The sequence below is a fragment of the Burkholderia sp. LS-044 genome, assembly GCF_004803625.1.
GTDB lineage: Bacteria > Pseudomonadota > Gammaproteobacteria > Burkholderiales > Burkholderiaceae > Burkholderia > Burkholderia cepacia.
In genome coordinates, this window is the sequence record NZ_SSWO01000007.1 from 19860 (window position 1) to 43383 (window position 23524).

At 69.1% G+C, this 23524-nt stretch carries 20 protein-coding genes; 15 read left to right on the forward strand and 5 right to left on the reverse strand.

Annotated elements, in window-relative coordinates; translation table 11 throughout:
• Positions 1-3 precede the first annotated feature (3 nt).
• From E9536_RS19170 to E9536_RS19205, 8 genes are all read left to right on the forward strand, one after another.
• On the forward strand, positions 4-2925 hold the full coding sequence (locus E9536_RS19170; protein ID WP_136470407.1) for a GLUG motif-containing protein: 2922 nt from the start codon (positions 4-6) through the stop codon (positions 2923-2925).
• 366 nt (positions 2926-3291) lie between these two features.
• Positions 3292-3828, forward strand: coding sequence for an NUDIX domain-containing protein (locus tag E9536_RS19175; RefSeq protein WP_027787752.1), 537 nt, complete (start codon positions 3292-3294; stop codon positions 3826-3828).
• A gap of 87 nt (positions 3829-3915) precedes the next feature.
• A complete protein-coding gene (locus E9536_RS19180) occupies positions 3916-4353 on the forward strand; it encodes a thioesterase family protein (protein WP_027787751.1) in 438 nt (145 codons plus the stop codon).
• A 7-nt stretch (positions 4354-4360) separates the two neighbouring features.
• Positions 4361-5296, forward strand: coding sequence for a branched-chain amino acid ABC transporter permease (locus tag E9536_RS19185; protein WP_059699016.1), 936 nt, complete (start codon positions 4361-4363; stop codon positions 5294-5296).
• Complete coding sequence (locus E9536_RS19190; protein WP_136470408.1) at positions 5289-6521, forward strand: branched-chain amino acid ABC transporter permease; 1233 nt, start codon at positions 5289-5291, stop codon at positions 6519-6521. The genes E9536_RS19185 and E9536_RS19190 overlap by 8 nt, the downstream gene beginning before the upstream one ends.
• Entirely contained in the window at positions 6518-7270 is a 753-nt protein-coding gene (locus E9536_RS19195; RefSeq protein ID WP_060082888.1) for an ABC transporter ATP-binding protein, read from the forward strand. Before E9536_RS19190 ends, E9536_RS19195 begins: the two co-directional genes overlap by 4 nt.
• Entirely contained in the window at positions 7267-7971 is a 705-nt protein-coding gene (locus E9536_RS19200; protein ID WP_027787747.1) for an ABC transporter ATP-binding protein, read from the forward strand. The genes E9536_RS19195 and E9536_RS19200 overlap by 4 nt, the downstream gene beginning before the upstream one ends.
• 167 nt (positions 7972-8138) lie before the next feature.
• Positions 8139-8885 carry a glucose 1-dehydrogenase gene (locus E9536_RS19205; protein ID WP_021162382.1) on the forward strand — a complete coding sequence of 249 codons (747 nt, stop codon included), beginning with the start codon at positions 8139-8141 and terminating at the stop codon, positions 8883-8885.
• A gap of 52 nt (positions 8886-8937) precedes the next feature.
• On the opposite strand, the gene E9536_RS19210 is transcribed toward E9536_RS19205, so the two are convergent.
• The 5 genes from E9536_RS19210 to iolC form a co-directional block, all read right to left on the reverse strand.
• The gene (locus E9536_RS19210) at positions 8938-9432 is read right to left on the reverse strand and encodes a heme-degrading domain-containing protein (RefSeq protein ID WP_059497814.1); all 495 of its coding nucleotides are present in this window, start codon (positions 9430-9432) and stop codon (positions 8938-8940) included.
• Positions 9433-9514: 82 nt separating this feature from the next.
• Entirely contained in the window at positions 9515-10333 is an 819-nt protein-coding gene (gene iolB, locus E9536_RS19215) for a 5-deoxy-glucuronate isomerase (protein WP_136470409.1), read from the reverse strand.
• 55 nt (positions 10334-10388) lie between these two features.
• Positions 10389-11318, reverse strand: coding sequence for a myo-inosose-2 dehydratase (gene iolE, locus E9536_RS19220; protein ID WP_059699022.1), 930 nt, complete (start codon positions 11316-11318; stop codon positions 10389-10391).
• A 61-nt stretch (positions 11319-11379) separates the two neighbouring features.
• Positions 11380-13263, reverse strand: coding sequence for a 3D-(3,5/4)-trihydroxycyclohexane-1,2-dione acylhydrolase (decyclizing) (gene iolD, locus E9536_RS19225; RefSeq protein WP_027787743.1), 1884 nt, complete (start codon positions 13261-13263; stop codon positions 11380-11382).
• 65 nt (positions 13264-13328) lie between these two features.
• Positions 13329-15287: a 5-dehydro-2-deoxygluconokinase gene (iolC, locus tag E9536_RS19230; protein WP_136470410.1), complete on the reverse strand. Its 1959-nt coding sequence runs from the start codon at positions 15285-15287 to the stop codon at positions 13329-13331.
• 315 nt (positions 15288-15602) lie between these two features.
• Here iolC and E9536_RS19235 point away from each other — a divergent pair, with 315 nt between their 5' ends.
• The 7 genes from E9536_RS19235 (at position 15603) to E9536_RS19265 (ending at position 23486) form a co-directional block, all read left to right on the forward strand.
• A complete protein-coding gene (locus tag E9536_RS19235; RefSeq protein WP_059687282.1) occupies positions 15603-16529 on the forward strand; it encodes a sugar ABC transporter substrate-binding protein in 927 nt (308 codons plus the stop codon).
• Positions 16530-16597: 68 nt separating this feature from the next.
• Positions 16598-18181, forward strand: coding sequence for a sugar ABC transporter ATP-binding protein (locus E9536_RS19240; RefSeq protein WP_059526876.1), 1584 nt, complete (start codon positions 16598-16600; stop codon positions 18179-18181).
• Positions 18182-18208: 27 nt separating this feature from the next.
• Complete coding sequence (locus E9536_RS19245) at positions 18209-19234, forward strand: ABC transporter permease (RefSeq protein WP_021162374.1); 1026 nt, start codon at positions 18209-18211, stop codon at positions 19232-19234.
• A gap of 75 nt (positions 19235-19309) precedes the next feature.
• Positions 19310-20221: a sugar phosphate isomerase/epimerase gene (locus tag E9536_RS19250; protein WP_060196776.1), complete on the forward strand. Its 912-nt coding sequence runs from the start codon at positions 19310-19312 to the stop codon at positions 20219-20221.
• Positions 20222-20280: 59 nt separating this feature from the next.
• On the forward strand, positions 20281-21294 hold the full coding sequence (locus tag E9536_RS19255) for a Gfo/Idh/MocA family oxidoreductase (protein ID WP_021162372.1): 1014 nt from the start codon (positions 20281-20283) through the stop codon (positions 21292-21294).
• A gap of 36 nt (positions 21295-21330) precedes the next feature.
• Entirely contained in the window at positions 21331-22257 is a 927-nt protein-coding gene (locus E9536_RS19260; protein WP_060082893.1) for a TIM barrel protein, read from the forward strand.
• A gap of 56 nt (positions 22258-22313) precedes the next feature.
• Positions 22314-23486, forward strand: a complete 1173-nt coding sequence (locus E9536_RS19265; protein ID WP_027787737.1) for a Gfo/Idh/MocA family oxidoreductase — start codon at positions 22314-22316, stop codon at positions 23484-23486.
• Positions 23487-23524: the final 38 nt, after the last annotated feature.

Below are 23524 nucleotides of genomic sequence, written 5' to 3' on the forward strand. Positions count from 1 at the left end.
AAAATGAATAAAGCCTACTCGTTGGTATGGAATGAAGCGCAGGGAGGCTGGTGCGCGGTCGGGGAAACGGCGCGCCGTCGTGGCAAGTCGAGCGGCGGCAAGCGCCTGCTCGCGGCGGGCGTGTCGCTGCTGGGTCTCGCGGCGTCGGGCGCGTACGCGCTGCCGACGGGCGGCGTGATCGAGTCGGGAAAGGCGAACATCGACACGTCGGTGGACGGCAAAACGATGTCGATCCACCAGCACACGGACAAGCTGATCACGAACTGGCAGGACTTCAGCGTGGGCAGCGGCGAGCGGGTGTCGTTCAAGCAGCCGGGGAGCCAGTCGATGGCGCTGAACCGGGTGCTCGGGTCGAACGGCAGTCAGATCCTGGGTCAGCTCGACGCGAACGGCCGGGTGTTCCTGGTGAACCCGAACGGGGTGATGTTCGGTGCGGGTGCCCAGGTGAACGTGGGCGGTCTGGTGGCGTCGACGCAGAACCTGTCGGACGCGGATTTCCTGGCGGGGCGCTACCGGTTCGCGGGGACGTCGAGCCAGTCGGTGCAGAACGCGGGGACGATCACGGCGGCGGACGGCGGCAGCGTGGCGCTGCTGGGCGCGCGGGTGTCGAACACGGGTGTGATCCGCGCGCAGATGGGGCGCGTGGCGCTGGGCGCGGGCAATGCGTTCAACGTGAACTTCGACGGCCAGGGGCTGCTGAGCCTGCAGGTGGAAGGCGGGGCGGTGGACGCGCAGGCGCACAACGGCGGGCTGCTGCAGGCGGACGGCGGTGAAGTGCTGATGACGGCGCGCGCGGCGGGCGGTCTGCTGGGTTCGGTGGTGAAGAACAGCGGCGCGATCGAGGCGAAGGGCCTGAGCAGCCGCGACGGGAAGATCACGCTGGACGGCGGCCAGGTTCATGTCGGCGGGAAGCTCGACGCGAGTGCGCAGGACGCATCGACGGCAGGCGGCACGGTGACGACGCGTGGCGAGCGGGTGACGGTGGCGCGCGACGCGCAGGTGGATACGCACGCGGCGTCGGGCCGCACGGGCCGGTGGACGATCGAGGCGGCCAACGCAGGGGTCGGCTCCGGAGCCAACGCGATCGACGGGGAGACGCTGTCGCGCAACCTGGGCACGACGAACGTCGCGTTGACCAATACGTCGGTCGATCTGACGGTGAATGACGCGGTGACCTGGACGGGCGACAACGCGCTGACGCTGACGTCGCAAAAGGGCAACGTCGACCTGAAGCAGTCGCTGACGGCGAGCGGCGCGAACGCGGGCGTGGCGGTGAATGCGGCGAAGCGCGTCCGTATCGGCAACACGTTGGCGCTGACGGGCGAAAACGCGCACCTCGAGCTGAATTCGGGCAGCGGGCATACGCTGGCGAACGACGGTGCGGTGGTCACGCTGTCGGGGCGCAATGCATCGTTCTCGGCAAACGGGGAAGCGTATCGCGTGATTCATGACCTCGCGGGGTTGCGCGACGTCGACGGCAACCTGAACGGCCGTTACGTGCTGGGCAATGCGATCAACGGCAACGGCGCGCAGTTCCGCAGCCTCGGCGGCAACAGCAACGCATTCGGCGGCGTGTTCGACGGCCTGGGCAATACCATCGGCAACCTGTCGGTCGTGAATCCCGGCGCAGCCTTCGTCGGGCTGTTCGCGAGCAACGTTGGCCGGATCTCCAACCTCACGCTGGAGAACGTCAGGGCGCAAGCGTTTGGTCAGCCCAATCGCACTCCCGTCAGCGTCGGCGCATTGGCAGGCGCCAACGCGGGCAAGATCTCGAACGTGAAGGCGAAGGACGTGTTCGTGAGCGGCGAAGGCCTGACGTATGTCGGCGGCCTGGTCGGCAGCAATCTGAGCGGTTCGATCGATCGCGCGTTCGTGTCGGGCCGGGTCGAAGGCGACAAGAATGCGTTGGCGGTTGGCGGCCTGGTCGGCGAAAACCGCACGGTCCTGTACCCCGACCTCGGCGACGCGACCATCGCGAACAGCCGCGTCGACGTTCAGGTGAGCAGCCGCTCGGCGGGCGGCACGGGCGGCCTGGTCGGGGTCAACCGGGGCATCATCGCGGGCTCGTCGGCTGCGGGCAGCGTCAACGCGCCGGGCAGCGGCGGGCGTGTCGGCGGTCTCGTCGGCTTCAACGAAGGCGGGGACAAGGCCGGACGGATCAAGGCCTCTTCGTCGAGTGCGACCGTGAAGGCGGGCCGCTACGCGACGGCGGGCGGCCTCGTCGGCTACAACGCCGCATCGATCGAAGCGTCCGACGCGAGGGGCAGCGTGACCGTGGGCGACAACGCGAAGGCTGGCGGTCTGGTCGGCGAGAACGGAAACGGCGGCACCCTTACCGCGTCCTCCGCGGCGGGCGACGTATCGGCCGGTGCGAACAGCAGCGCCGGCGGGCTCGTCGGCAAGAACGCCGGCACGGTGGCGAGCGCCAGCGCGAGCGGGGCCGTGACCGTCGACGGAGCCGGCGATGCGGGCGGTCTGGTCGGACGCAATGACGGCAGCGTATCGTCGTCGAGCGCATCGGGTGACGTCGTTGCCGGAACCGATGGCAACGTCGGCGGACTGGTCGGCATCAACTCCGCTGGCGCATCGATCAATGCGTCGGACTCGTCGGGTTCGGCAAAGGGCGGTGATTACAGTTGGGTCGGCGGTCTCGTCGGCAACAACGCAGGCAGGATCGCGTCGTCGTCGTCGTCAGGCAAGGTGTCCGGCGGGCGTAATGCGCGGCTGGGTGGCGTGGCGGGTGGAAACTTCGGTTCGGTCGAGAACTCGAGCTCGAGGAGCCGTGTTGCGTACACGGCCGGTTACGACCAGTTCTACGGCGGGCTGGTCGGCCTCAACATCGGCTCCGTGCGCGGCAGCAGCGTGAGCGGAAGCGCGGCGGCGGTGCCGGTCGCGGGCCTCGATTTCGGCGACATCCGGAACTGATCGCCGCATTCCGGGAGGCGGTGTTCCTGGTGGTGATACACGCCTTCCGGGAACGTCGCGCCATTGCGGCTTCGATCCGACACCCGCCCGGCATGCGTGCCTGACGGGATGGCCGGCCGGCGATGGCGGCACGTATGCCGTCGCCGGTGGCCTTGGTCACGGTCGTGCCGCGCAAAGGGGGCTTCACGCCGAGCCGTGAAGCCCCCTTTTTCGTGGTGTGCCGCGCGCGCGGGGGAGCGGCAACGGTCGGGATTCGGCACGCGTCGCGCGAGGGGCGGCCACTGTCGTCCGCTTTCACGGGCGACGGCTTGCGGCCGGCAAACTCGCTAGAATGAGGCCTTTCCCGCGCCCGCCAGATCCCCATCGATGACCACCGCCGACTACCGCTTCTGCCCGCGCTGCGCGAGCCCGCTCACCGAGCGCGCCGATCCCGACCATGAAGGCGGCCGCGTCCGCCAGGCCTGTCCCGACGACGCATGCGGCTACGTGCACTGGAACAACCCGCTGCCGGTGGTGGCCGCGATCGTCGAGCTCGACGGCAAGATCCTGCTCGCGCGCAACGCGGCCTGGCCCGAAGGCATGTTCGCGCTGATCACCGGCTTCCTCGAGAACGGCGAGACGCCCGAGGACGGCATCGCGCGCGAGGTGTTCGAGGAAACGGCCCTGAAGGCCGAGCACGTGTCGCTCGTCGGCGTCTACGAATTCATCCGCAAGAACGAACTGATCATCGCGTACCACGTGCGCGCGTCGGGCACGGTCGCGCTGTCGCCGGAACTGCTCGAATACAAGCTCGTCGATCCGCCGCTGCTGCGCCCGTGGCGCGCCGGCACGGGTGTCGCGCTCGCCGACTGGATGCGTGCGCGCGGCCTCGATTTCGAATTCGTCGACCGGCCGGGCCAGTGACGGGCCGGCCAGTCGGGTTGCAGCCGCCGTGCCACGCGGCCGCCGCGCTTCGTCCTCAGCGCTTTCATCGTCTTGACCGCCATCGCCATGTCCGACAAGCCGCAACCGCGTCCGCGCGACGCCTATCGCCACTTCCTGCCGATCACGACCCGCTGGATGGACAACGACGTCTACGGGCACGTGAACAACGTCGTCTACTACAGCTACTTCGACACGGTCGTGAACGAATACCTGATCCGCGCCGGCGTGCTCGACGTCGAGCACGGGCAGACGATCGGCCTCGTGGTCGAGACGCAGTGCAACTACTTCGCGCCGCTGGTGTTTCCGCAGTCGGTCGACGCGGGTTTGCGGGTCGTGAAGCTCGGCACGTCGAGCGTGCGCTACGAGGTCGGGCTGTTCGCGCAGGGCGACGCGTCGCCCGCCGCACAGGGGCATTTCGTGCACGTGTACGTCGATCGCGGCACGCGCCGCCCGGTGCCGCTGCCCGACGCGCTGCGCGCCGCGCTCGAGCCGCTCGCGGCCTGACCTCGCGGTGCACGCATTCGCGCTCCAGGCCTTCAACGGCCTCAGCTACGGCTTGCTGCTGTTCATGCTGTCGGCCGGCCTCACGCTGATCTTCAGCGTGCAGGGCGTGCTCAACTTCGCACACGCGAGCTTCTACATGCTCGGCGCATATGTCGGCTACAGCATCGCGGCCCGCGCGGGCTTCTGGCCCGCGCTGGTCCTCGCGCCGCTCGCGGTCGGGCTGCTCGGCGCCGGCTGCGAACGCACGCTGCTGCGCCGGGTCCAGGCGCGCGGCCATACGAGCGAACTGCTGCTGACCTTCGGGCTCGCGTACCTGATCGGCGAGGGCGCGAAACTCGTGTGGGGCCTGGCGCCGCTGCCGGCCCCCGTGCCGGCGCTGTTCGACGGCGCGCCCGCGACCGTCTTCGGCCTCGCGCTGCCGCGCTACCGGCTGTTCATGATGGGAATGTCCGCGGCGATGCTCGTTGCGCTCGGCGCGTTGTTGCGCACGTCGCGCATCGGGCTCGTGGTGCGCGCGGCACTCACGCACCGGGCGGCCGTCGAGGCGCTCGGCTACGACGTGCCGCGCGTGATGACGGCGCTGTTCGGCGCGGGCACCGCGCTGGCCGCGCTGGCCGGCGTGATCGGCGCGCCGCTCGCGGTGATCGAACCCGCGCTGGCCGAAACCGTCGGTTCGGTCGTGTTCGCGGTCGTCGTGATCGGCGGGCTCGGTTCGCTCGGCGGCGCGTTCGCGGCGTCGCTCGCCGTCGGTTGCGCGCAGACCTTCGCGGCCGCGAGCGATACGTCGCTGCGCGACCTCGCGTCATGGGCCGGCATCGCGCTGCCCGACAGCGTGGCCACAGTATCGATCGCGCAGCTCGCGCCGCTGGTGCCGTACCTGCTGCTGGTCGCGGTGCTGGTCGCGCGGCCGCGCGGGCTGTTCGGCGAGCGCGCCGATGCGTAGCCGCACGCTTGCCGCCGGCCTGGCGCGCGGGGCGCTGTTCGCCGCGTGCGTCGCGCTGCCCGCGTGGCTGTGGCCGCATGGCGCGGTGCTCGGTTATCTCGCGCAGACGGCCGCGCTGGTCGTGCTCGCGCTGTCGTACAACCTGCAGCTCGGCACGACCGGGCTGCTGTCGTTCGGGCACGCGGCGTTCGCGGGCCTCGGCGCGTTCGCGGCCGCGCACTGGTTCAACCACTTCGGCGGCCCGCTGCCGCTGTTGCCGCTCGTCGGCGGCATGGCCGGCGCCGGTTTCGGCTTCGCGGCCGGGCTGCTCGCGACACGCCGTTCCGGCACCGCGTTCGCGATGATCACGCTCGGGCTCGGCGAATGCGTCGCGGCCGCCGCCTGGAGCGTGCCCGCGTGGTTCGGCGGAATCGGCGGCGTGCCGATCGACCGCGCGAGCGGCACGCCGTGGGGCGGCTGGCATTTCGGCGCACCGGTGCAGGCGTATGCGGTCATCGCCGCGTGGTGCATCGCGTCGGCGTGGGCCATGCACGCGCTGACGCGCATGCCGCTCGCGCGGCTCGCGAACGCGGTGCGCGACAATCCCGCGCGCGTCGCCGCGCTCGGCACCGATCCGCGCCGCGTGCGGCTCGCGATGGTCACCTGCGCGTCGTTCTTCGCGGGTGTCGCGGGCACGCTGACGCTGATCGACGTCGAAATCGCGACGCCCGACAGCGTGTCGATGGCGCGTTCGGCGACCGTGCTGATCGCCGCGGTGATCGGCGGCACCGGTACGTTCTTCGGGCCGGCGGCCGGTGCCGCCGTGCTGACCCTGCTGAGCATCGTCGTCGCGGGCGTGTCGCGCGCGTGGGCGCTGTATCTCGGCGTGCTGTTCGTCGCGATCGTCGTGGCCGCGCCGCGCGGGATCGCCGGGATCGTGCAGGCGCTCGCGCAAGCATCGCGGCGCGGCGCGCCAGCGGCCGAGCGGTGGCGCATGCTGTGCGCGGTCGCCGCGTGCGTGTTCTGGGGCGTCGCGATCGTCTGCGCGGCGGAGCTCGGTTATGCGTGGCGCTTCGCGCAGTACGACGGCGCAGGCTTCGCGTTCGGCGCCTGGCGCATCGACGCCGATACGCCGGCCGGCTGGGCCGTCGCGTGTTCGGCGGCCGGCATCGGTGCGTTGCTGTGGGGCTGGCGCGCGCGCTTCGCGCCGGGCGGGCAGGCGGGCAAGCGGGAGGACGTGCGATGAACGGCAACGCGATCGCGCTGCACGGCGTCGTGCAGCGCTTCGGCGCGCAGACGGTGCTCGACGGCGTCGAGCTGAGCATCGCGGCCGGCGAGCGTCATGCGCTGATCGGGCCGAACGGCGCGGGCAAGTCGACGCTGTTCGGCGTGATCGCCGGTGCGACGCGGCCCACGCGCGGGCGCGTGGTGCTGCATGGCGTGGAGCTGCGCGGGCGCGGGCCGGTCGTCGCGAGCCGGCTCGGCATCGGCCGCAGTTTCCAGCAGACGAGCGCATTCGCGCGGCTGTCCGTGTTCGACAACCTGCGTTGTGCGGCACTGCATGCGCCCGCCGAACGGCGGCGCTGGTGGAACCGGCTGCGCGAATCGGCGTCGGTCGATCTCGCGGCCGGGCGCGTGCTGCACGACATCGGCCTCGACGCGCACCGCGACACGCCGGCCGCCGAGCTGGGCTATGCGGAACAGCGCGCGCTCGATCTCGGGATCGCACTCGCGAGCGGGGCGCGCACGCTGCTGCTCGACGAGCCGACGGCCGGCATGAGCCGCGCGCAGGCGGCGCGGATGATCGCGCTGATCCGTGCGACGACGCAGGGGCGAACGGTCCTGCTGATCGAGCACGACATGGACACGGTGTTCGGGTTCGCCGAGCGCATCACGGTGCTCGTGCGCGGCACGGTGGTCGCGACCGGCGCACCCGATGCGATCCGCGCCGATCCGGCCGTGCGGGCCGCCTACCTGGGCGAGGGCGGCCTGTGAGCGCGCTGCTCGACATCCGCGGCCTGCGCGCGGGGTACGGCCTGCAACCCGTGCTCGACGGCGTCGATCTTGCGCTTGCCCCGGGCGAGACGCTCGCGCTGCTCGGCCGCAACGGCTCGGGGCGCTCGACGCTCGCGAAGGCCGTGATGGGGCTCGTGCGCACGGCCGGCTCGGTGCGCATCGACGGCGCCGAATGCGTGGGCGCGCGCACGTTCGAGATCGCGCGGCGCGGTGTCGCTTACGTTGCCGAAAGCCGCGACGTGTTCCCGCTGCTGACGGTGCGCGACAACCTGCGGCTCGGGTTGCGCGGCGCCCGCGGTGCGGCCGAACGCGCGGCGCTCGAACGGCTGTTCGACCGCTTTCCGCTGCTGTCCGCGCGCGCGGACGTGAAAGCCGGGCGGCTGTCGGGCGGCGAACAGCAGGTGCTCGCGCTGGTGCGTGCGCTGGCCGGCCGCCCGCGCGTGCTGATCGTCGACGAACCGGCCGAAGGCCTCGCGCCGCTCGCGGTCGACGAAGTCGGCGCATGCCTGGCCGCGCTGCAGGCCGACGGCGTCGCGATCCTGCTGATCGAGCAGCGGCTGCAGTTCGCGCCGCGGCTCGCGCGGCGCGTCGCGGTGATGGGGCGCGGACGGATCGTCTACGACGGCGCGCTCGACGGCCTCGGCGGCGAGGTCGCGAACGCCTGGCTCAGCGCCGGCTGACGGCGCGCGAGCGATTGTTCGGCAAACTCCGCCAGTCAATTCGTGTCGAGCCGCTTTATCGCTGCGGTGCCGCACCGTACATTGCCATGCATGCCGGTCGCCGCATCGACACACTGCGCGGCAACCGGCGCCATCCATCGAAGGTCTTTTGACTGAGGAATGAAATCATGAGCAAGCTGGCAGGCAAGGTCGCGATCGTCACGGGCGGATCGAAGGGCATCGGCGCGGCAATCGCGAAGGCACTGGCCGCCGAAGGCGCGTCGGTCGTCGTCAACTATGCGAGCAGCAAGGCGGGTGCCGACGCGGTCGTCGGCGCGATCGTCGAAGCGGGCGGCCGCGCGGTCGCGGTGGGCGGCGACGTGTCGAAGGCAGCCGACGCGCAGCGCATCGTCGATACGGCGATCGACACGTACGGCCGTCTCGACGTGCTCGTCAACAATTCCGGCGTGTACGAATTCGCGCCGATCGAGGCGATCACCGAAGAGCACTATCGCCGTCAATTCGACACGAACGTGTTCGGCGTGCTGCTGACGACGCAGGCCGCCGTCAAGCATCTCGGCGAAGGCGCGAGCATCATCAACATCAGCTCGGTGGTGACCAGCATCACGCCGCCCGCCAGCGCCGTCTACAGCGGCACCAAGGGCGCGGTCGACGCGATCACCGGCGTGCTCGCGCTCGAACTCGGCCCGCGCAAGATTCGCGTGAACGCGATCAACCCGGGGATGATCGTGACCGAGGGCACGCACAGCGCGGGCATCATCGGTTCGGATCTCGACAAGCAGGTGCGCAGCGAGACGCCGCTCGGCCGCCTCGGCGAGCCGGACGACATCGCGTCGGTGGCCGTGTTCCTCGCGTCGGACGATGCACGCTGGATGACCGGCGAGCATCTCGTCGTGAGCGGCGGGTTGAACTGATCGGGCGGGGCGGTGCCTCGGCGCGCTTGCGCCGGTCGTGCCGCCCTTGTCGTTACGCGTGCGGCGCGAGCGCGTAACGGCCGACGTGCCACTGCAGGCTCTCGACGACGAGCGCGTGATTGTGTTCCGAGTCGAGCCCCGCGATCGTCATCGCGCCGACGATGCCGGCCCCGGCGACACGCAACGGCACGCCACCGCCGTCGAGCGCATAGTCGTCATCCGACAGCCCCTGCGATTGCAGCGACCAGCCGGCGCGTCGAAAGCGCTCGCCGACCGCGAGTGAGCTGAGGCCGAAGCGCAACACCGTGTTCTGTCGCCGGCGGATCGCGTCGCTGTCGTTCGCGTGGCTGCCGTCGAGCGCGCAGTAGAACAGCGGCGCCTGCTCGCCGACGATGCTCACCGCGATCGGCAGCCCGCGGCGCGACGCGAGGTTGACCGCGATCTCGCCCATCCGACGGGCAAGCGCCGCATCGAAGCGCGGCAGCGCCGGGTTCGACGCATCGTCGTCGAACGGGTGGGGATCGAGGCGAAAGAGGGTCGTCACCATGGCGGCTCCGTGGCGTTCCCGGCTCTGGGTGCGCGTGCCGGGCATCGCATCGTCACGGGCCGCGCGCGGGCCCGTCTTCCATTCAGCGCGTCGGCGCCGCGTCGAGCATCCATTCGTGCGCGGGGTCGTTCTTGAACGCCCACGCGCGGCTGGGCCCGGCCATCACGTTCAGGTAGTACAGGTTGTAGCCGTGCGGCGCGACCACCGGATGGTAGCCGCGCGGCACCATCACGACGTCGTGGTTCTCGACCGCGCACGCTTCGTCGAGGCTGCGGTCGTCCGTGTACACGCGCTGGAACGCGAAACCCTGCGGCGGATCGATCCGGTGGTAGTAGGTTTCCTCGAGCGAGGTTTCGTCGGGCGCTGCGTCGCGGTCGTGCTTGTGCGGCGGATAGCTGCTCGAATGGCTCGCCGGCGTGACGACCTCGACGACGAGGAGGCGCTCGGCCGCCGGGTTGTCGCCCATCAGGATGTCGCACACGTAGCGCGTGTTGGTGCCTTGGCCGCGTACCGAGCGGCGCATCTGTTCGCCGTCGAGGCGTTGCACGGGCTTGTCGCCGCTTGCATACGGCGCGGTGCACAGCGCGATTTCCGCATCGCGCGTCGCGACCAGCGTGACCGTCTTGCCGCCCGGCACGTACAGCGCATCGGGCGATACGTCCTCGAATACGCTGTCGCGCTTGCCGAGCGCATCGTAGGTCGTGCCGTCGACTTCCGCGCGCACCGTGCCCGTGAGCACGACGACGCACAGTTCCCGCGTGCCCGTGTCGAGCGTTTCGGTGTCGCCGGCCTTCAGGCGCAGCGCGCGAAAGCCGACGTGCTTCCAGCCGGCCGATTCCGGCGTGACGTTGCAGATTTCGCGGTCGGCAGAGGCTTTGACCAGCAGGGGAGAAATCGTCATGGGGTGGGGCTCCGCAATGGGGTGACGGCGGGGGTGACAGCGGGGGTGACGGGGCTCACGCGCTCAACCGGTCGACGATCGCGCGCAGCGATTCGTAGCCCTTCTTCGCATACGCATAGCTCGGCGCGACGGCCGGATCCTGCTCGGCCTCGACGACGAGCCAGCCTTCGTAGCCGGCATCCTTCAGCGTGCGCAGCGTCGCCTCGTAGTCGAGCGCGCCGTCGCCGGGCACCGTGAAGGTGCCGTTGATCACGCCGTTCAGGAAGCTCCAGCCGTCGTTGCGCGCCTGCGTGACGACCTGCGGCCGCACGTCTTTGCAATGCACGTGGACCACGCGCGATACGTGTTTCTTCAACAGCGTCACCGGGTCGGCCGCGCCGCCGAAATACGCGTGACCGGTATCGAACAGCAGGAACACCTTCGCCGGATCGGTCAGCGCCATCAGCCGGTCGACGTCGTCGGGCGATTCGACGTATGCGCCCATGTGGTGATGGTAGGCGAGCTTGATGCCGTAGGTCGCGAGCAGGTGCGCGCCGAATGCGTCGAGGCGTGCCGCGTAGCGCCGCCATGCGTCTTCGTCGACGAAGCGCGGCCGTTTCGCGACCGGCGTGTCGATGTTGCCCTGGATCGTGCCCGCGCATTCGCCGTACACGACCACGTTCACGTCGTTGTACTGCAGCTTCGTCATGTGCGCGCGGCAGCGCTCGATTTCCGCGGCGACCGCATCGGCGTCGCTCATGCCCGGCGCGACTTCCGCGAGGAAGCCCGAATACCAGCCCGACACGCACACGAGCCCGAACCCGGCGAGTTTCGCCTTCAGCTCGGGGCCCGTCTTCGGGAACTTGTTGCCGAGCTCGAAGCCCGCATAGCCGATTTCGGCGCCTTCCTTCAGCGCCGTTTCGAGCGGCGTCTCGCCGCCGAGCGACGGCAGGTCGTCGTTCATCCACGACAGGGGATTGATACCGATGCGGACGTTCCAGCTCATGACGGGCTTCCTTGGTTCGAATGTGTTTTTCGCGGGGAGGGTGCGTGGGCAGCGTGCGTCATCAGCGCCGCTGCCGGGTCTTCGCGTCGAGATACGCGCGGTGCGCGTCCTCGACGCCGGCGCGTTCGGACACCTGCGGCACGGCGACTTCCCACCATGCGCCGCCGTCGTCGGTCGTGCGCCGGTGCGTGGTGTCGATCACGAGCACCTGGCTCTTCTTCGCCGCGCGGGCGCGCTTCATTTCGCTGCGCAGTTCGCCGATATCGCGCACGTGCACGGCTTCGGCGCCCATCGCGCGCGCATGCATCGCGAAGTCGATCGTCGAGCGTTCGCCGCCTTCGGGCACGCAGTCGTCGAGCATGTTGTTGAAGCTCGCGCCGCCGCAATTGAGTTGCAGCCGCTCGATGCAGCCGTAGCCGCGGTTGTCGAGGATCACGACGACGATCTTGCGGCCGAGCATCACGGAGGTCGCGAGTTCCGCGTTGAGCATCATGTACGAGCCGTCGCCGACGATCACGATCACTTCGCGCTCGGGCCGCGCGAGCTTCGCGCCGAGGCCGCCCGCGACTTCGTAGCCCATGCACGAGTACGCGTAGTCCATGTGGTAGTTGCCCGGCACGCCGCTGCGCCACAGCTTGTGCAGTTCGGCCGGCAGCGTGCCGGCCGCGCACACCACGAGGTCGTCGCGCGCGCTGTCGCGCCCCGCGTCGGCCGCGGAGTCGCGCACCGCGCCGATCACTTCCGCGTCGTAGGGCAGCGTGTCGTTCGGCACGCGCGTCGTGAGTTCGGTCACGCGCGCGTTCCATGCGGCGGCCTGGTCGCGGTTGCTGGCCGTCCATGCCGGATCGGCGTGCCAGCCGGCCAGCGCGGCCGACAGCTGGCCGAGGCCCGTGCGCGCGTCGGCGACGAGTTGCCGGCCGCGTTTCTTGCCTGCGTCGAACGGTTGCACGTTCAGGCTCAGCAGCGTTGCGTTGCCGTAGAGCGCATGCGAGCCGGTCGTGAAGTCCTGCAGCCGCGTGCCGACCGCGAACACCACGTCGGCCTGCGCGGCCGCGCGGTTTGCGGCGGGCGAGCCCGTCACGCCGATCGAGCCGAGGTTCAGCGGGTGGTCCCACGCGAGGCTGCCCTTGCCGGCCTGCGATTCCGCGACCGGCACGCCATGCGTATCGGCGAACGCACGCAGCGCGTCCCACGCCTGGCTGTACAGCACGCCGCCGCCCGCGACGATCAGCGGCTTCTTCGCGGCCTTCAGCACGTCGAGCGCATCGGCGAGCTCGAGCGCGTCGGCCGGCGGCCGGCGCATCCGGATCACCGGCGGCGCGAAGAAATCCTCGGGCCAGTCGTACGCGAAGGTCTGCACGTCCTGCGGCAGCGCGAGGCACACGGGGCCGCACTGCGCGGGGTCGGTCATCACCTGGATCGCACGCGGCAGCGCGACGAGCAGCTGCTCGGGCGACGTGATCCGGTCGAAGTAGCGCGTCACCGGCCGGAAGCAGTCGTTCGCGCTGACGTCGCCCTGTTCGAAATCCTCGACCTGTTGCAGCACCGGGTCGGGCAGGCGCGACACGAACACGTCGCCGGGCAGCAGCAGCAGCGGCAGGCGGCCGACGTGCGCGAGCGCGGCGGAGGTCAGCATGTTGGTCGCGCCCGGGCCGATGCTCGACGTCGCGGCCATCATCCGCTGGCGGAAGTTCGCTTTCGCGAACGCGATCGCCGCGTTCGCCATCCCTTGCTCGTTGTGCGCGCGGAACGTCGGCAGCCGGTCTTTTTCGGCGTGCAGCGCTTCGCCGAGCCCGGCCACGTTGCCGTGGCCGAAGATCGCGAACACGCCGCCGCAGTAGGGCAGGATCTCGACGCGGCCGTCGGGCTGGACGACTTCGGCGCGCAGGGCGGCCAGGTAGCGCACGAGCGCCTGGCTGACGGTCAGTCTTACGGTAGAGGTCATGTCGGTCGGTGAAGAGGATTCGGGTGGATCATCGCGGGCGTCGCTTCGTGTTGCGTCACGTCATGTCACGCCGCGGCGGCGCGGGCCGCCGCCGCACGGCGGCCGAGCCATGCATCCACGAGCTGCGCGAAGTTGCCGGCCACTTCATCGATCAGCGCCTGGTCGTCGATCCGGCCGGCGAACCAGTTCAGCGACGCATCGGCCCACAGCGTGCGCCCGACCATGAAGCCCTTGACGATCGGGTTGGTCGCCGAGCGGAAGCTGTCGACGAGGTATTGCAGCGGCTGGTTCAGCCCGAGGATCACCGCGCCGCGGCAGTGCGGGTCGCGCTCGGCGATCAGCGCGGCGAGCCGTGCCCAGCCGTCGGCGCTCAGCGGCGTGAGCTTCCACCATTCGGGTTTCACGCCGAGGTTGTAGAAGCGCGCGATCGTGCGCAGCACCGCGTCGTCCTCGGTGCCGGCCGGCGTGACCGCGCGCGGCGGAATCATTTCCAGCAGCAGTTCGTTGCCGCTGGCGCGCGTGGCTTCCCACAGTTCCAGCACGCGCTGCTCCTGTTCGACGCGCAGGTCGACCTGGTCGTCCGGATGATAGTGAACGAGGCACTTCACGACCTGTTCAGTCGGCCAGTGCGTGAGCGACGAGCCGACCGAGCGCGTTTCGTCGAAGCGCAGCGGCCGGGAGCCCGGCAGCTCGACCGGGCGGCCGACCCACCAGCCGCGCCCGGTGGCCGACGCCAGCGCGTCGCTGCCGTAGCCGCCGCCGTCGATCAGCACACCGACATGGCCTTCGATCCGGCGCTCGCGCTCGACCTGCTCGACCGCGCGCACGAGCAGGCGCTTCAGCGTCCTGATCCGCGCTTCGTCGGCGCCGGCCTGCACCGCGAGTTCGTAGAACTGGCTGCGATGGTCGAACGCCATCACGCACAGGTCGTCCCATTCGCGGCGCGGCACCGTCACGCGATGCAGGTGCGCGAGCGTGTGATCGGCATCGACCACCGGATTGCGGTTGCCGTCGAACCAGTGCGCAAGCTCGGCCGGCGTCGGCATCGCCGCGGAGCACGCGTGGCGCGATACGACGATCGCGCCGCACGCGTTCGCGATGCGCGTCGACTCGGCCCAGTCGCGGCCGCGCAGCAGCCCCGACAGCAGGCCCGACAGGAACGCGTCGCCCGCGCCGAGCACGTTGAGCACCTCGACGCGTTCGCCGAGGAAGGTCGGCGCATCGTCGATGCGGGCGGGAATGTCGCCCTCGATCACGCAGCAGCCGAGCGCGCCGCGCTTGACGACCAGCGTCGCGTTCGTGATGGCGCGCACCGCCTGCAACGACCCGATCAGGTCATGCGGCACGCCGCCCGCGATCAGGAATTCCTCCTCGGTGCCGACCAGCAGGTCGAATTCGCCGAGCACCTGCTGCAGTTGACGCGTCACCTGCGCGTCCGGCACGTAGCGGTTCTCGCCCGCGCCGCGCGCGGTCAGGCCCCACAGTACGGGCCGGTAGTCGATGTCGAGAATTCGCACGACGCCATGGCGGCGCGCATAACCGAGCGCGGTCAGCGACGCCTCGCGCGTGCCCGGCGTCGACAGATGCGTGCCGGTGATCGCGAGCGCGCGGCAGCCGGCGATGAAGTCCTCGCTGATCTCGTCGGCGCGCACGGCCATGTCCGCGCAGTTCTCGCGCACGAACAGCAGCGGGAACGTGTCGCGATCCTTCAGCCCGAGCAGCACCAGCGCGGTGAGGCGTTCGCGGTCGGTCTGCAGCTGGCTCGTGTCGCAGCCTTCGCGCTCGAGCGTCTCGCGCAGGAAGCGGCCCATCTGCTCGTCGCCGACGCGCGAGATCATCGCGGTCTTCAGCCCGAGCCGCGCCACGCCGAACGCGACGTTGCCGGACGAGCCGCCGAGATACATCTGGAAGCTGCGCGCCTCTTCGAGGCGGCTGCCGTACTGCTGCGCATAGAGATCCACGGCCACGCGGCCGAGGCAGGCGAGATCGATGGGGCGGTCACTCGGAAAGTTCAGCAGGCTCATATCACGTGTCACGCTCGCGGCCGGCGTTCGGCAATGCCGGCGGATTAGGGGGCCGATCCGGTCGCGACCGTCCGCACCGTGTATTGCACGACGCGGGACTGCCTGCCGCAAGGAATCGGGCTACGGACGCAGTCTAGACTTTTTGGAAATCCAGTTCCCTAGGTGAAATCACGTAGAAATAAATTTCCAAATTTTCGAGGAAGTGATCTACAGTTTCATCCGGATGCTTCAGTCCGTATCGGATTCGATCGGACTCGGCCCGGCGGCGCGCAACGCGCCGTCTTCCGCCCCCGGAGATGAGGAGACAGATTGATCATGAAGACCAAGCTGATGGCCGTCGCGGCCGCCGCGATCCTGGCTGCGCCGCTCGCGCATGCCGAGAAGATCGGCGTGACGATGGCGTCGTTCGACGACACGTTCCTGACCATCCTGCGCAACAGCATCGCCGATTCGGCGAAGAAGGACGGCGCGACGGTGCAGATCGAGGACGGCGGCAACGACGTCGGCAAGCAGTTGAGCCAGGTCCAGAACATGATTGCGCAGAAGGTCGACGCGATCATCGTGAACGCGGTCGATACCGACGCGACGCCGAAGATCACGAAGATGGCGACGGCCGCGAAGATCCCGCTCGTCTACGTGAACCGCAAGCCGGTCGATTTCGACAAGCTGCCGGCCGGCGTCGCGGTCGTCGCGTCCGACGAGAAGCAGTCGGGCACGCTGCAGGCGCGCCAGGTGTGCAAGCTGCTCGGCGGCAAGGGCGACCTCCTCGTGCTGATGGGCGAGCTGTCCAACGAATCGGCGCGAGCCCGCACGAAAGACATCGAGGACGTGATCGCGACGAAGGATTGCGCGGGCATGAAGATCGTCGACAAGCGCGAGGGCAAGTGGAGCCGCACGCAGGGCCAGGACATCACGATGAACTGGCTGAGCTCCGGCACGAAGTACGACGCGATCATTTCCAACAACGACGAGATGGCGATCGGCGCGATCAATGCGCTGAAGGCCGCGCGCAAGTGGACGCCGAAGACGATCGTCGCCGGCATCGACGCGACGCCGGACGGGCTCGCCTCGATGAAGAGCGGCGAGCTGAAGGTGTCGGTGTACCAGAACGCGTCCGGGCAGGGGCAGCAGGCCGTCGCGGCCGCGCTCAAGCTCGCGAAGAAGCAGCCCGTCGACCGCTACGTGAACGTGCCGTTCGAGCTCGTGACGCCCGAGAACATGAGCCAGTACGCGAAGCACTGACCGGTGATCCGTTGAACTGCGCGTGCCCGGCATGACCGGGCACGCGCGCGACTCGTCGAGGAACGTCCATGTTTACAGCCAGGATCGCGCGCCCGATGGCCGGCGACGATGCGTCGGCCGGTGTGTCGGGTTTGTCCGGCTCGTCGGCCCCGCCGGCTTCTTCCGCGGCCGACTGCGTGCTCGAGGTGCGCGGTGTCGGCAAGTCCTTTCCGGGCGTCGTCGCGCTCGACGGCGTGCAGTTCCGCGTGCGTCGCGGCACCGTCCATGCACTGATGGGCGAGAACGGTGCGGGCAAGTCGACGCTGATGAAGATCATCGCGGGCGTCTACACGCCCGACCAGGGCGAGATCCTGATCAACGGCGAGCCGGTCGTGCTGAACGGCCCGCTCGATGCGCTCGACCGCGGCATCGCGATGATTCACCAGGAACTCAACCTGATGCCGTACATGACGGTCGCGGAGAACATCTGGATCCGCCGCGAACCGAAGAACCGCTTCGGCCTGATCGATCACGCGGCGCTGCGCCGCCAGACGGCCGCGCTGTTCGAGCGGCTGTCGATCGACATCGATCCGGAAACCGACGTGCGCACGCTGACGGTCGCGAGCCGCCAGATGGTCGAGATCGCGAAGGCCGTGTCGTTCGACTCGGACGTGCTGATCATGGACGAGCCGACTTCCGCGCTGACCGACAAGGAAGTCACGCACCTGTTCCGGATCATTCGCCAGCTGCGCGAGCAGGGCAAGGGCATCGTCTACATCACGCACAAGATGAACGAGCTGTTCGAGATCGCCGACGAGTTTTCGGTGTTCCGCGACGGCAAGTACATCGGCACGCATGCGTCGAGCGACGTCACGCGCGACGACATCATCCGCATGATGGTCGGGCGCGAGATCACGCAGATGTTCCCGAAGGAGGAAGTGCCGATCGGCGACGTCGTGCTGTCGGTGAAGAACCTCGGCGTCGACGGCGTGTTCCGCGACGTGAGCTTCGAGCTGCGCGCGGGCGAGATCCTCGGCGTGGCCGGCCTCGTCGGCTCGGGGCGCTCGAACGTCGCGGAGGCGCTGTTCGGCGTCGTGCCGGCCACGTCGGGCGAGATCCGGATCGACGGCAAGCCGGTGCGGATCGCGACACCCGCGCAGGCGATGAAGCACGGGATGGCCTTCCTCACCGAGGATCGCAAGGACACCGGCTGCTTCCTGAATCTCGACCTGCTCGCGAACATGGAAGCGGCGGTGCTCAGCAACCGCTACGTGAAGTTCAATTTCGTGCGGCAGGCGCAGTTGAAGCGCGACTGCGAGGAAATGAGCCGGATGCTGCGCGTGAAGTCGCCCGGGCTGCACGAGGAGATCCAGAACCTGTCGGGCGGCAACCAGCAGAAGGTGCTGATCGGCCGGTGGCTGCTCACGCAGCCGCGCATCCTGATCCTCGACGAACCGACCCGCGGCATCGACGTCGGCGCGAAGGCCGAGATTCACAGGCTCGTCAGCGCGCTCGCCGGCAAGGGCGTCGCGGTGCTGATGATCTCGTCGGAAATGCCGGAAGTGCTGGGAATGAGCGATCGCGTGATGGTGATGCACGAAGGGCGCATGACCGGCATCGTCGATCGCAAGGACGCCGACCAGGTCCGCATCATGGATCTCGCGTCGCGCTGAGCCGAAACAAGACTGGAGACAAATGAAATGGGCAACCTGAATCCGGCTGCGGATGCGCAGACCATGACGATCAAGGCGCGGCACATGAAGTGGCCGCCCGAACTGAGCATCTTCCTCGTGCTCGTCGGCATCAGCCTGTTCTTCGAGATCGTCGGCTGGATCGTCGTCGGCCAGAGCTTCCTGTTCAATACCGAGCGGCTCGAGATCATCGTGCTGCAGATGGCGGTGATCGGCATCATTGCGGTCGGCGTGAACCTCGTGATCATCACCAGCGGGATCGACCTGTCGTCGGGCTCGGTCGTGGCCGCCGCGGCGGTCGTGTCGGCAAGCCTCGCGCAGGTGTCCGACTTCCCGCGCGCGGTGTTCCCGCACCTGACCGACCTGCCGATCATCTGGCCCGTGCTGGCCGGCGTGTGCGTCGGGCTGCTGGTCGGCCTGCTGAACGGCTCGCTGATCGCGATGACCGGCATCCCGCCGTTCATCGCGACGCTCGGCACGATGGTCGCCGCGCGCGGGTTCGCGAAGTGGTTCACCAACGGGATGCCCGTGTCGATGCTGACCGACCAGTTCGCGGCCATCGGCGCAGGCGCCAATCCGGTGATCATCTTCCTCGTGATCGCCGCGATCTTCCACGTCGTGCTGCGCTACACGCGCTTCGGCAAGTACACGTACGCGATCGGCGCGAACCGTCACGCGGCCGTCGTGTCGGGCATCAACGTCACGCGCCACCTGATCTTCGTCTACGCGATCGCGGGCCTGCTGAGCGGGATCGCCGGCACCGTGACCGCCGCGCGCGCGATCTCGGGCCAGTCGGGCATGGGCGTGATGTACGAACTCGACGCGATCGCGGCCGTCGTGATCGGCGGCACGTCGCTGTCGGGCGGGCTCGGCCGCGTGACGGGCACCGTGATCGGCGTGCTGATCCTCGGCGTGATGACGTCGGGCTTCACGTTCATCCGCATCGACGCGTATTACCAGGAGATGGTCAAGGGCGCGATCATCGTCGCGGCCGTGATCGCCGACCAGTACCGCAACAAGAAGAAGCGCCGCTGACCGTCATGCATCGCCGGACGAGGGCGGCACATGCCGCCGCGTTCGTCCGGAACCCGCTATCGCCGAGGACTTTCGATGAAGATCGCGCTGGACCCCTACATGATTCGCCACCTGCCGCTCGACCGCCTGCCGCACGCGGTGGCCGAGCTCGGCTACGACCAGATCGAGCTGTCGCCGCGCAGCGACTTTCTCGACTGGTGGGTGATGCCGCGCGCGACGCGCGAGCGGATGGCCGCTTTCCGGCAGGCGATGCGCGCGAGCGGCGTCGGCCTCGCGTCGCTGCAGCCGATGTACCGCTGGGCGAGCCCGTTCGAGGACGAGCGGTTATGGGCCGTGCGCTGCTGGAAGAAGGCGATCGAGGTGGCGGTCGAGATGGAGTGCGCGCTGATGGTGTCGGAGTTCGGGCGCGGCGCGTCGCCCGAGCGCTCGATCGGTGAACGGCCGGGCGCGAACCCGAAGGAGCTGTGCGAAGCCGCGTGGTTCCGTTCGATGGACGAGCTGCTGCCGATCCTCGAGCGTGAGCGCATCGTGCTGTCGGTCGAGCCGCATCCGGAGGACTGGATCGAGCAGCTGCAGCCGGCGATCGACATCGTCACGAACATCGGCTCGCCGTCGCTGAAGCTGTCGTACATCGCGCCGCACACGTTCTACTACGGCGACGACATGGCCGCGATGATCGCGCAGGCCGCGCCGATCCTCGCGCACGTGCGCGTGGCCGACACCTTCGACCACCGCAAGAGCAGCCAGCTGCGCTACATCGTGAACCCGCCCGGTTCGAACCAGATCCGCGTGCACCAGCATCTCGACATCGGGCAGGGCGAGATCGACTGGGACGTGTTCTTTCGCGCGCTCGGCGCGGCAGGCTTCGACGGCGTGATGTCGTCGTGCGTGTTCGCGTGGGAGGACCGCGCGGAAGCGTCGTCGCGCTACATGCGCGACACGATCCGGCGCTACGTCGATCGTTTTTTCGATCGCACCGCGCGCTGACCTGTTGCTGGCCGGTGCGGCGGGTGTCGCACCGCAAATGAACGACTGGAGACTGTTAGATGACCTTGCAAATCGGCGTGATCGGCTGCGGCGCGATCGGCCAGGACCACATCCGCAGACTGACCCGCACGCTGTCCGGCGCGCGTGTCGTGGCCGTCAACGACATCGATCCGCAGCAGGCGCGCGACGCGGTGACGAAGTACGGGCTCGATGCCGAGATCTACGCCGACGGCCACGAGGTGGTCGCGGCCGCCGACGTGCAGGCCGTGCTCGTCACGTCGTGGGGGCCGACGCACGAAGCGTTCGTGCTCGACGCGATCGCGCACGGCAAGCCCGTGTTCTGCGAGAAGCCGCTCGCCGTCACGGCGGAAGGCTGCATGCGGATCGTCGAAGCGGAAGTCGCGCACGGCAAGCGGCTCGTGCAGGTCGGCTTCATGCGTCCGTACGACGAAGGCTATCGCGCGCTCAAGCGCGTGATCGACAGCGGCGAGATCGGCGCGCCCTTGATGCTGCATTGCGCGCACCGCAACCAGTCGGTCGGCGAGCGCTACACGACCGACATGGCGATCACCGATACGCTGATTCACGAACTCGACGTGCTGCGCTGGCTGCTCGGCGAGGACTACGTGAGCACGCAGGTCGTCTATCCGAAGAAGACGCGCCATGCATCGTCGCATCTCGCCGATCCGCAGATCGTGTTGCTGGAAACCGCGAGCGGCGTGCGCATCGACGTCGAGATCTTCGTGAACTGCCAGTACGGCTACGACATCCAGTGCGAGGTGGTCGGCGAGCAGGGCATCGCGAAGCTGCCCGATCCGCCGGCGGTGGGGCTCAAGCATGCGGCGCGGCAGTCGGTCGAGATCATGACCGACTGGAAGGAGCGCTTCATCGCATCGTACGACGTCGAGCTGCAGGCGTTCATCGACGGCGTGCGCGCGCACGCGCTCACCGGGCCGTCGGCCTGGGACGGCTACGCGGCGGCGGTCGCGGCCGACGCATGCGTGCGTGCGCAAAAGAGCGGGGCGGTCGAATCGATCGCGATGGCCGAACGCCCCGCGTTCTATCGTGGCTGAACCGCAGCCGCCTACCTACCTGCCGGACTGACCGACATGACGATGAAGATGGGTTGCGCACCGTGCTGCTGGGGTGTCGACGACGTGAAGAACCCGCACCTGCCACCGTGGCGGCAGGTGCTCGCCGAGGCCGCGCAGGCCGGCTACTCGGGCATCGAGCTCGGGCCGTACGGCTACATCCCGCTCGAACTCGACGTGGTGAGCGCCGAGCTCGAGCGGCAGCGCCTGAGCATCACCGCCGGTACGATCTTCGACGATCTCGTGGCGCCGGAGAACCTGCCGAACCTGTTGCGCCAGACGCGCGAGATCTGCGCGCTGATCACGCGGCTGCCGAAACTGCCGACGCAGGACGGCCAGCGCTACGCGGCGCCGTACCTGGTCGTGATCGACTGGGGGCATGAAGAACGCGACTACGCGGCCGGCCACGCCGATCGCGCGCCGCGGCTGTCCGGCGCACGCTGGGCCGGCATGGTCGAGCACATCCGGCAGATCGCGACGATCGCGCGCGACGAATTCGGCGTGCGCACGGTGATCCATCCGCATGCGGGCGGCTACATCGAATTCGCGGACGAGATCGACCGGATCGTCGCCGACATTCCGGCCGACACGGCCGGCCTCTGTCTGGATACCGGCCACCTGCATTACTCGGGCATGGACCCGGAAACCTGGCTGCGCCGCCATGCGGCGCGCCTCGACTATGTGCACTTCAAGGATATCGACGCGGCCGTGTACGACGCGGTGATGGGCGAGCACATCGCGTTCTTCGCCGCATGCGCGCGCGGCGTGATGTGCCCGATCGGCACCGGCGTGCTCGACTACCGGGCGATCCGCCGCGCGCTCGACGACATCGGCTACGCCGGGTACATCACGATCGAACAGGAGCGCGACCCGCGCAATGCCGGCACGAGCCTGCGCGACGTCGCCGCGAGCCGCGCGTTTCTCGCGTCGGCCGGCTTCGCATGATCCACCGCGCGTTGCACCCCTGAACACCCTGAACACGAACCAGGAACATCACCATCATGATTGACGGACAGATTCTGCTTGGACATTCGATTCGCTGGGGCATGGTCGGCGGCGGGCTCGGCAGCCAGATCGGCTACAGCCACCGGTCGGCCGCGTTGCGCGACGGCAGCTTCCAGCTGGTCGCCGGCGCGTTCGACATCGATCCCGAACGCGGCCGCCAGTTCGGCGTGAAGCTCGGCGTCGCCGCCGAGCGCTGCTATCCCGACTACGCGACGATGTTCGACGCCGAGGCGCGCCGCCCGGACGGCATCCGCGCGGTGTCGATCGCGACACCGAACAACACGCACTTCGAGATCTGCCGCGCCGCGCTGAACGCGGGGCTGCACGTGGTCTGCGAGAAGCCGCTGTGCTTCACGACCGAGGAGGCCGAGGCGCTGCAGCGGCTGTCGGTCGAGAAGAACCGGATCGTCGGCGTCGCGTACGGCTATTCCGGACACCAGATGATCGAACAGGCGCGCGAGATGATCGCGCGCGGCGATCTCGGCGAGATCCGCATCGTGCAGATGCAGTTCGCACACGGGTTCCACAGCGAGGGCGTCGAGGCCGCGAGCGCGGCCGCGCGCTGGCGCGTCGACCCGAAGTTCGCGGGCCCGAGTTACGTGCTCGGCGACATCGGCACGCATCCGCTGTACATCTCCGAAGTGATGGCGCCCGAGCTGAAGATCCGGCGGCTGATGTGCTCGCGGCAGAGCTTCGTGAAGAGCCGCGCGCCGCTCGAGGACAACGCGTTCACGATCATGGAGTACGACACGGGCGCGGTCGGTTACGTGTGGTCGAGCGCGGTGAACGCGGGCTCGATGCACGGCCAGAAGGTGAGGGTGATCGGCGCGAAGGCGAGCGTCGAATGGTGGGACGAGCATCCGAACCAGTTGCGCTACGAAGTGCAGGGGCAGCCCGCCCAGGTGCTCGATCGCGGGATGGGTTATCTGCATCCGCACGCATTGCGCGAAGATCGCATCGGTGCCGGGCATCCGGAGGGGCTGTTCGAGGCCTGGTCGAATCTCTATGCGCGCTTCGCGCTTGCGATGGATGCGGCCGATCGCGGCGACGCCGCGGCGTTGAAGAGCATTCGCTTTCCGGATGTCCATGCGGGCGTGGAAGGCGTGCGCTGGGTGGAGAACTGCGTGCGCTCCGCCGATGCGGGCGGCGTGTGGGTCGACTATCGCTGAACCGGCGGCGCGGGCAGGCTGCGGGGCAGGCGGCTGCT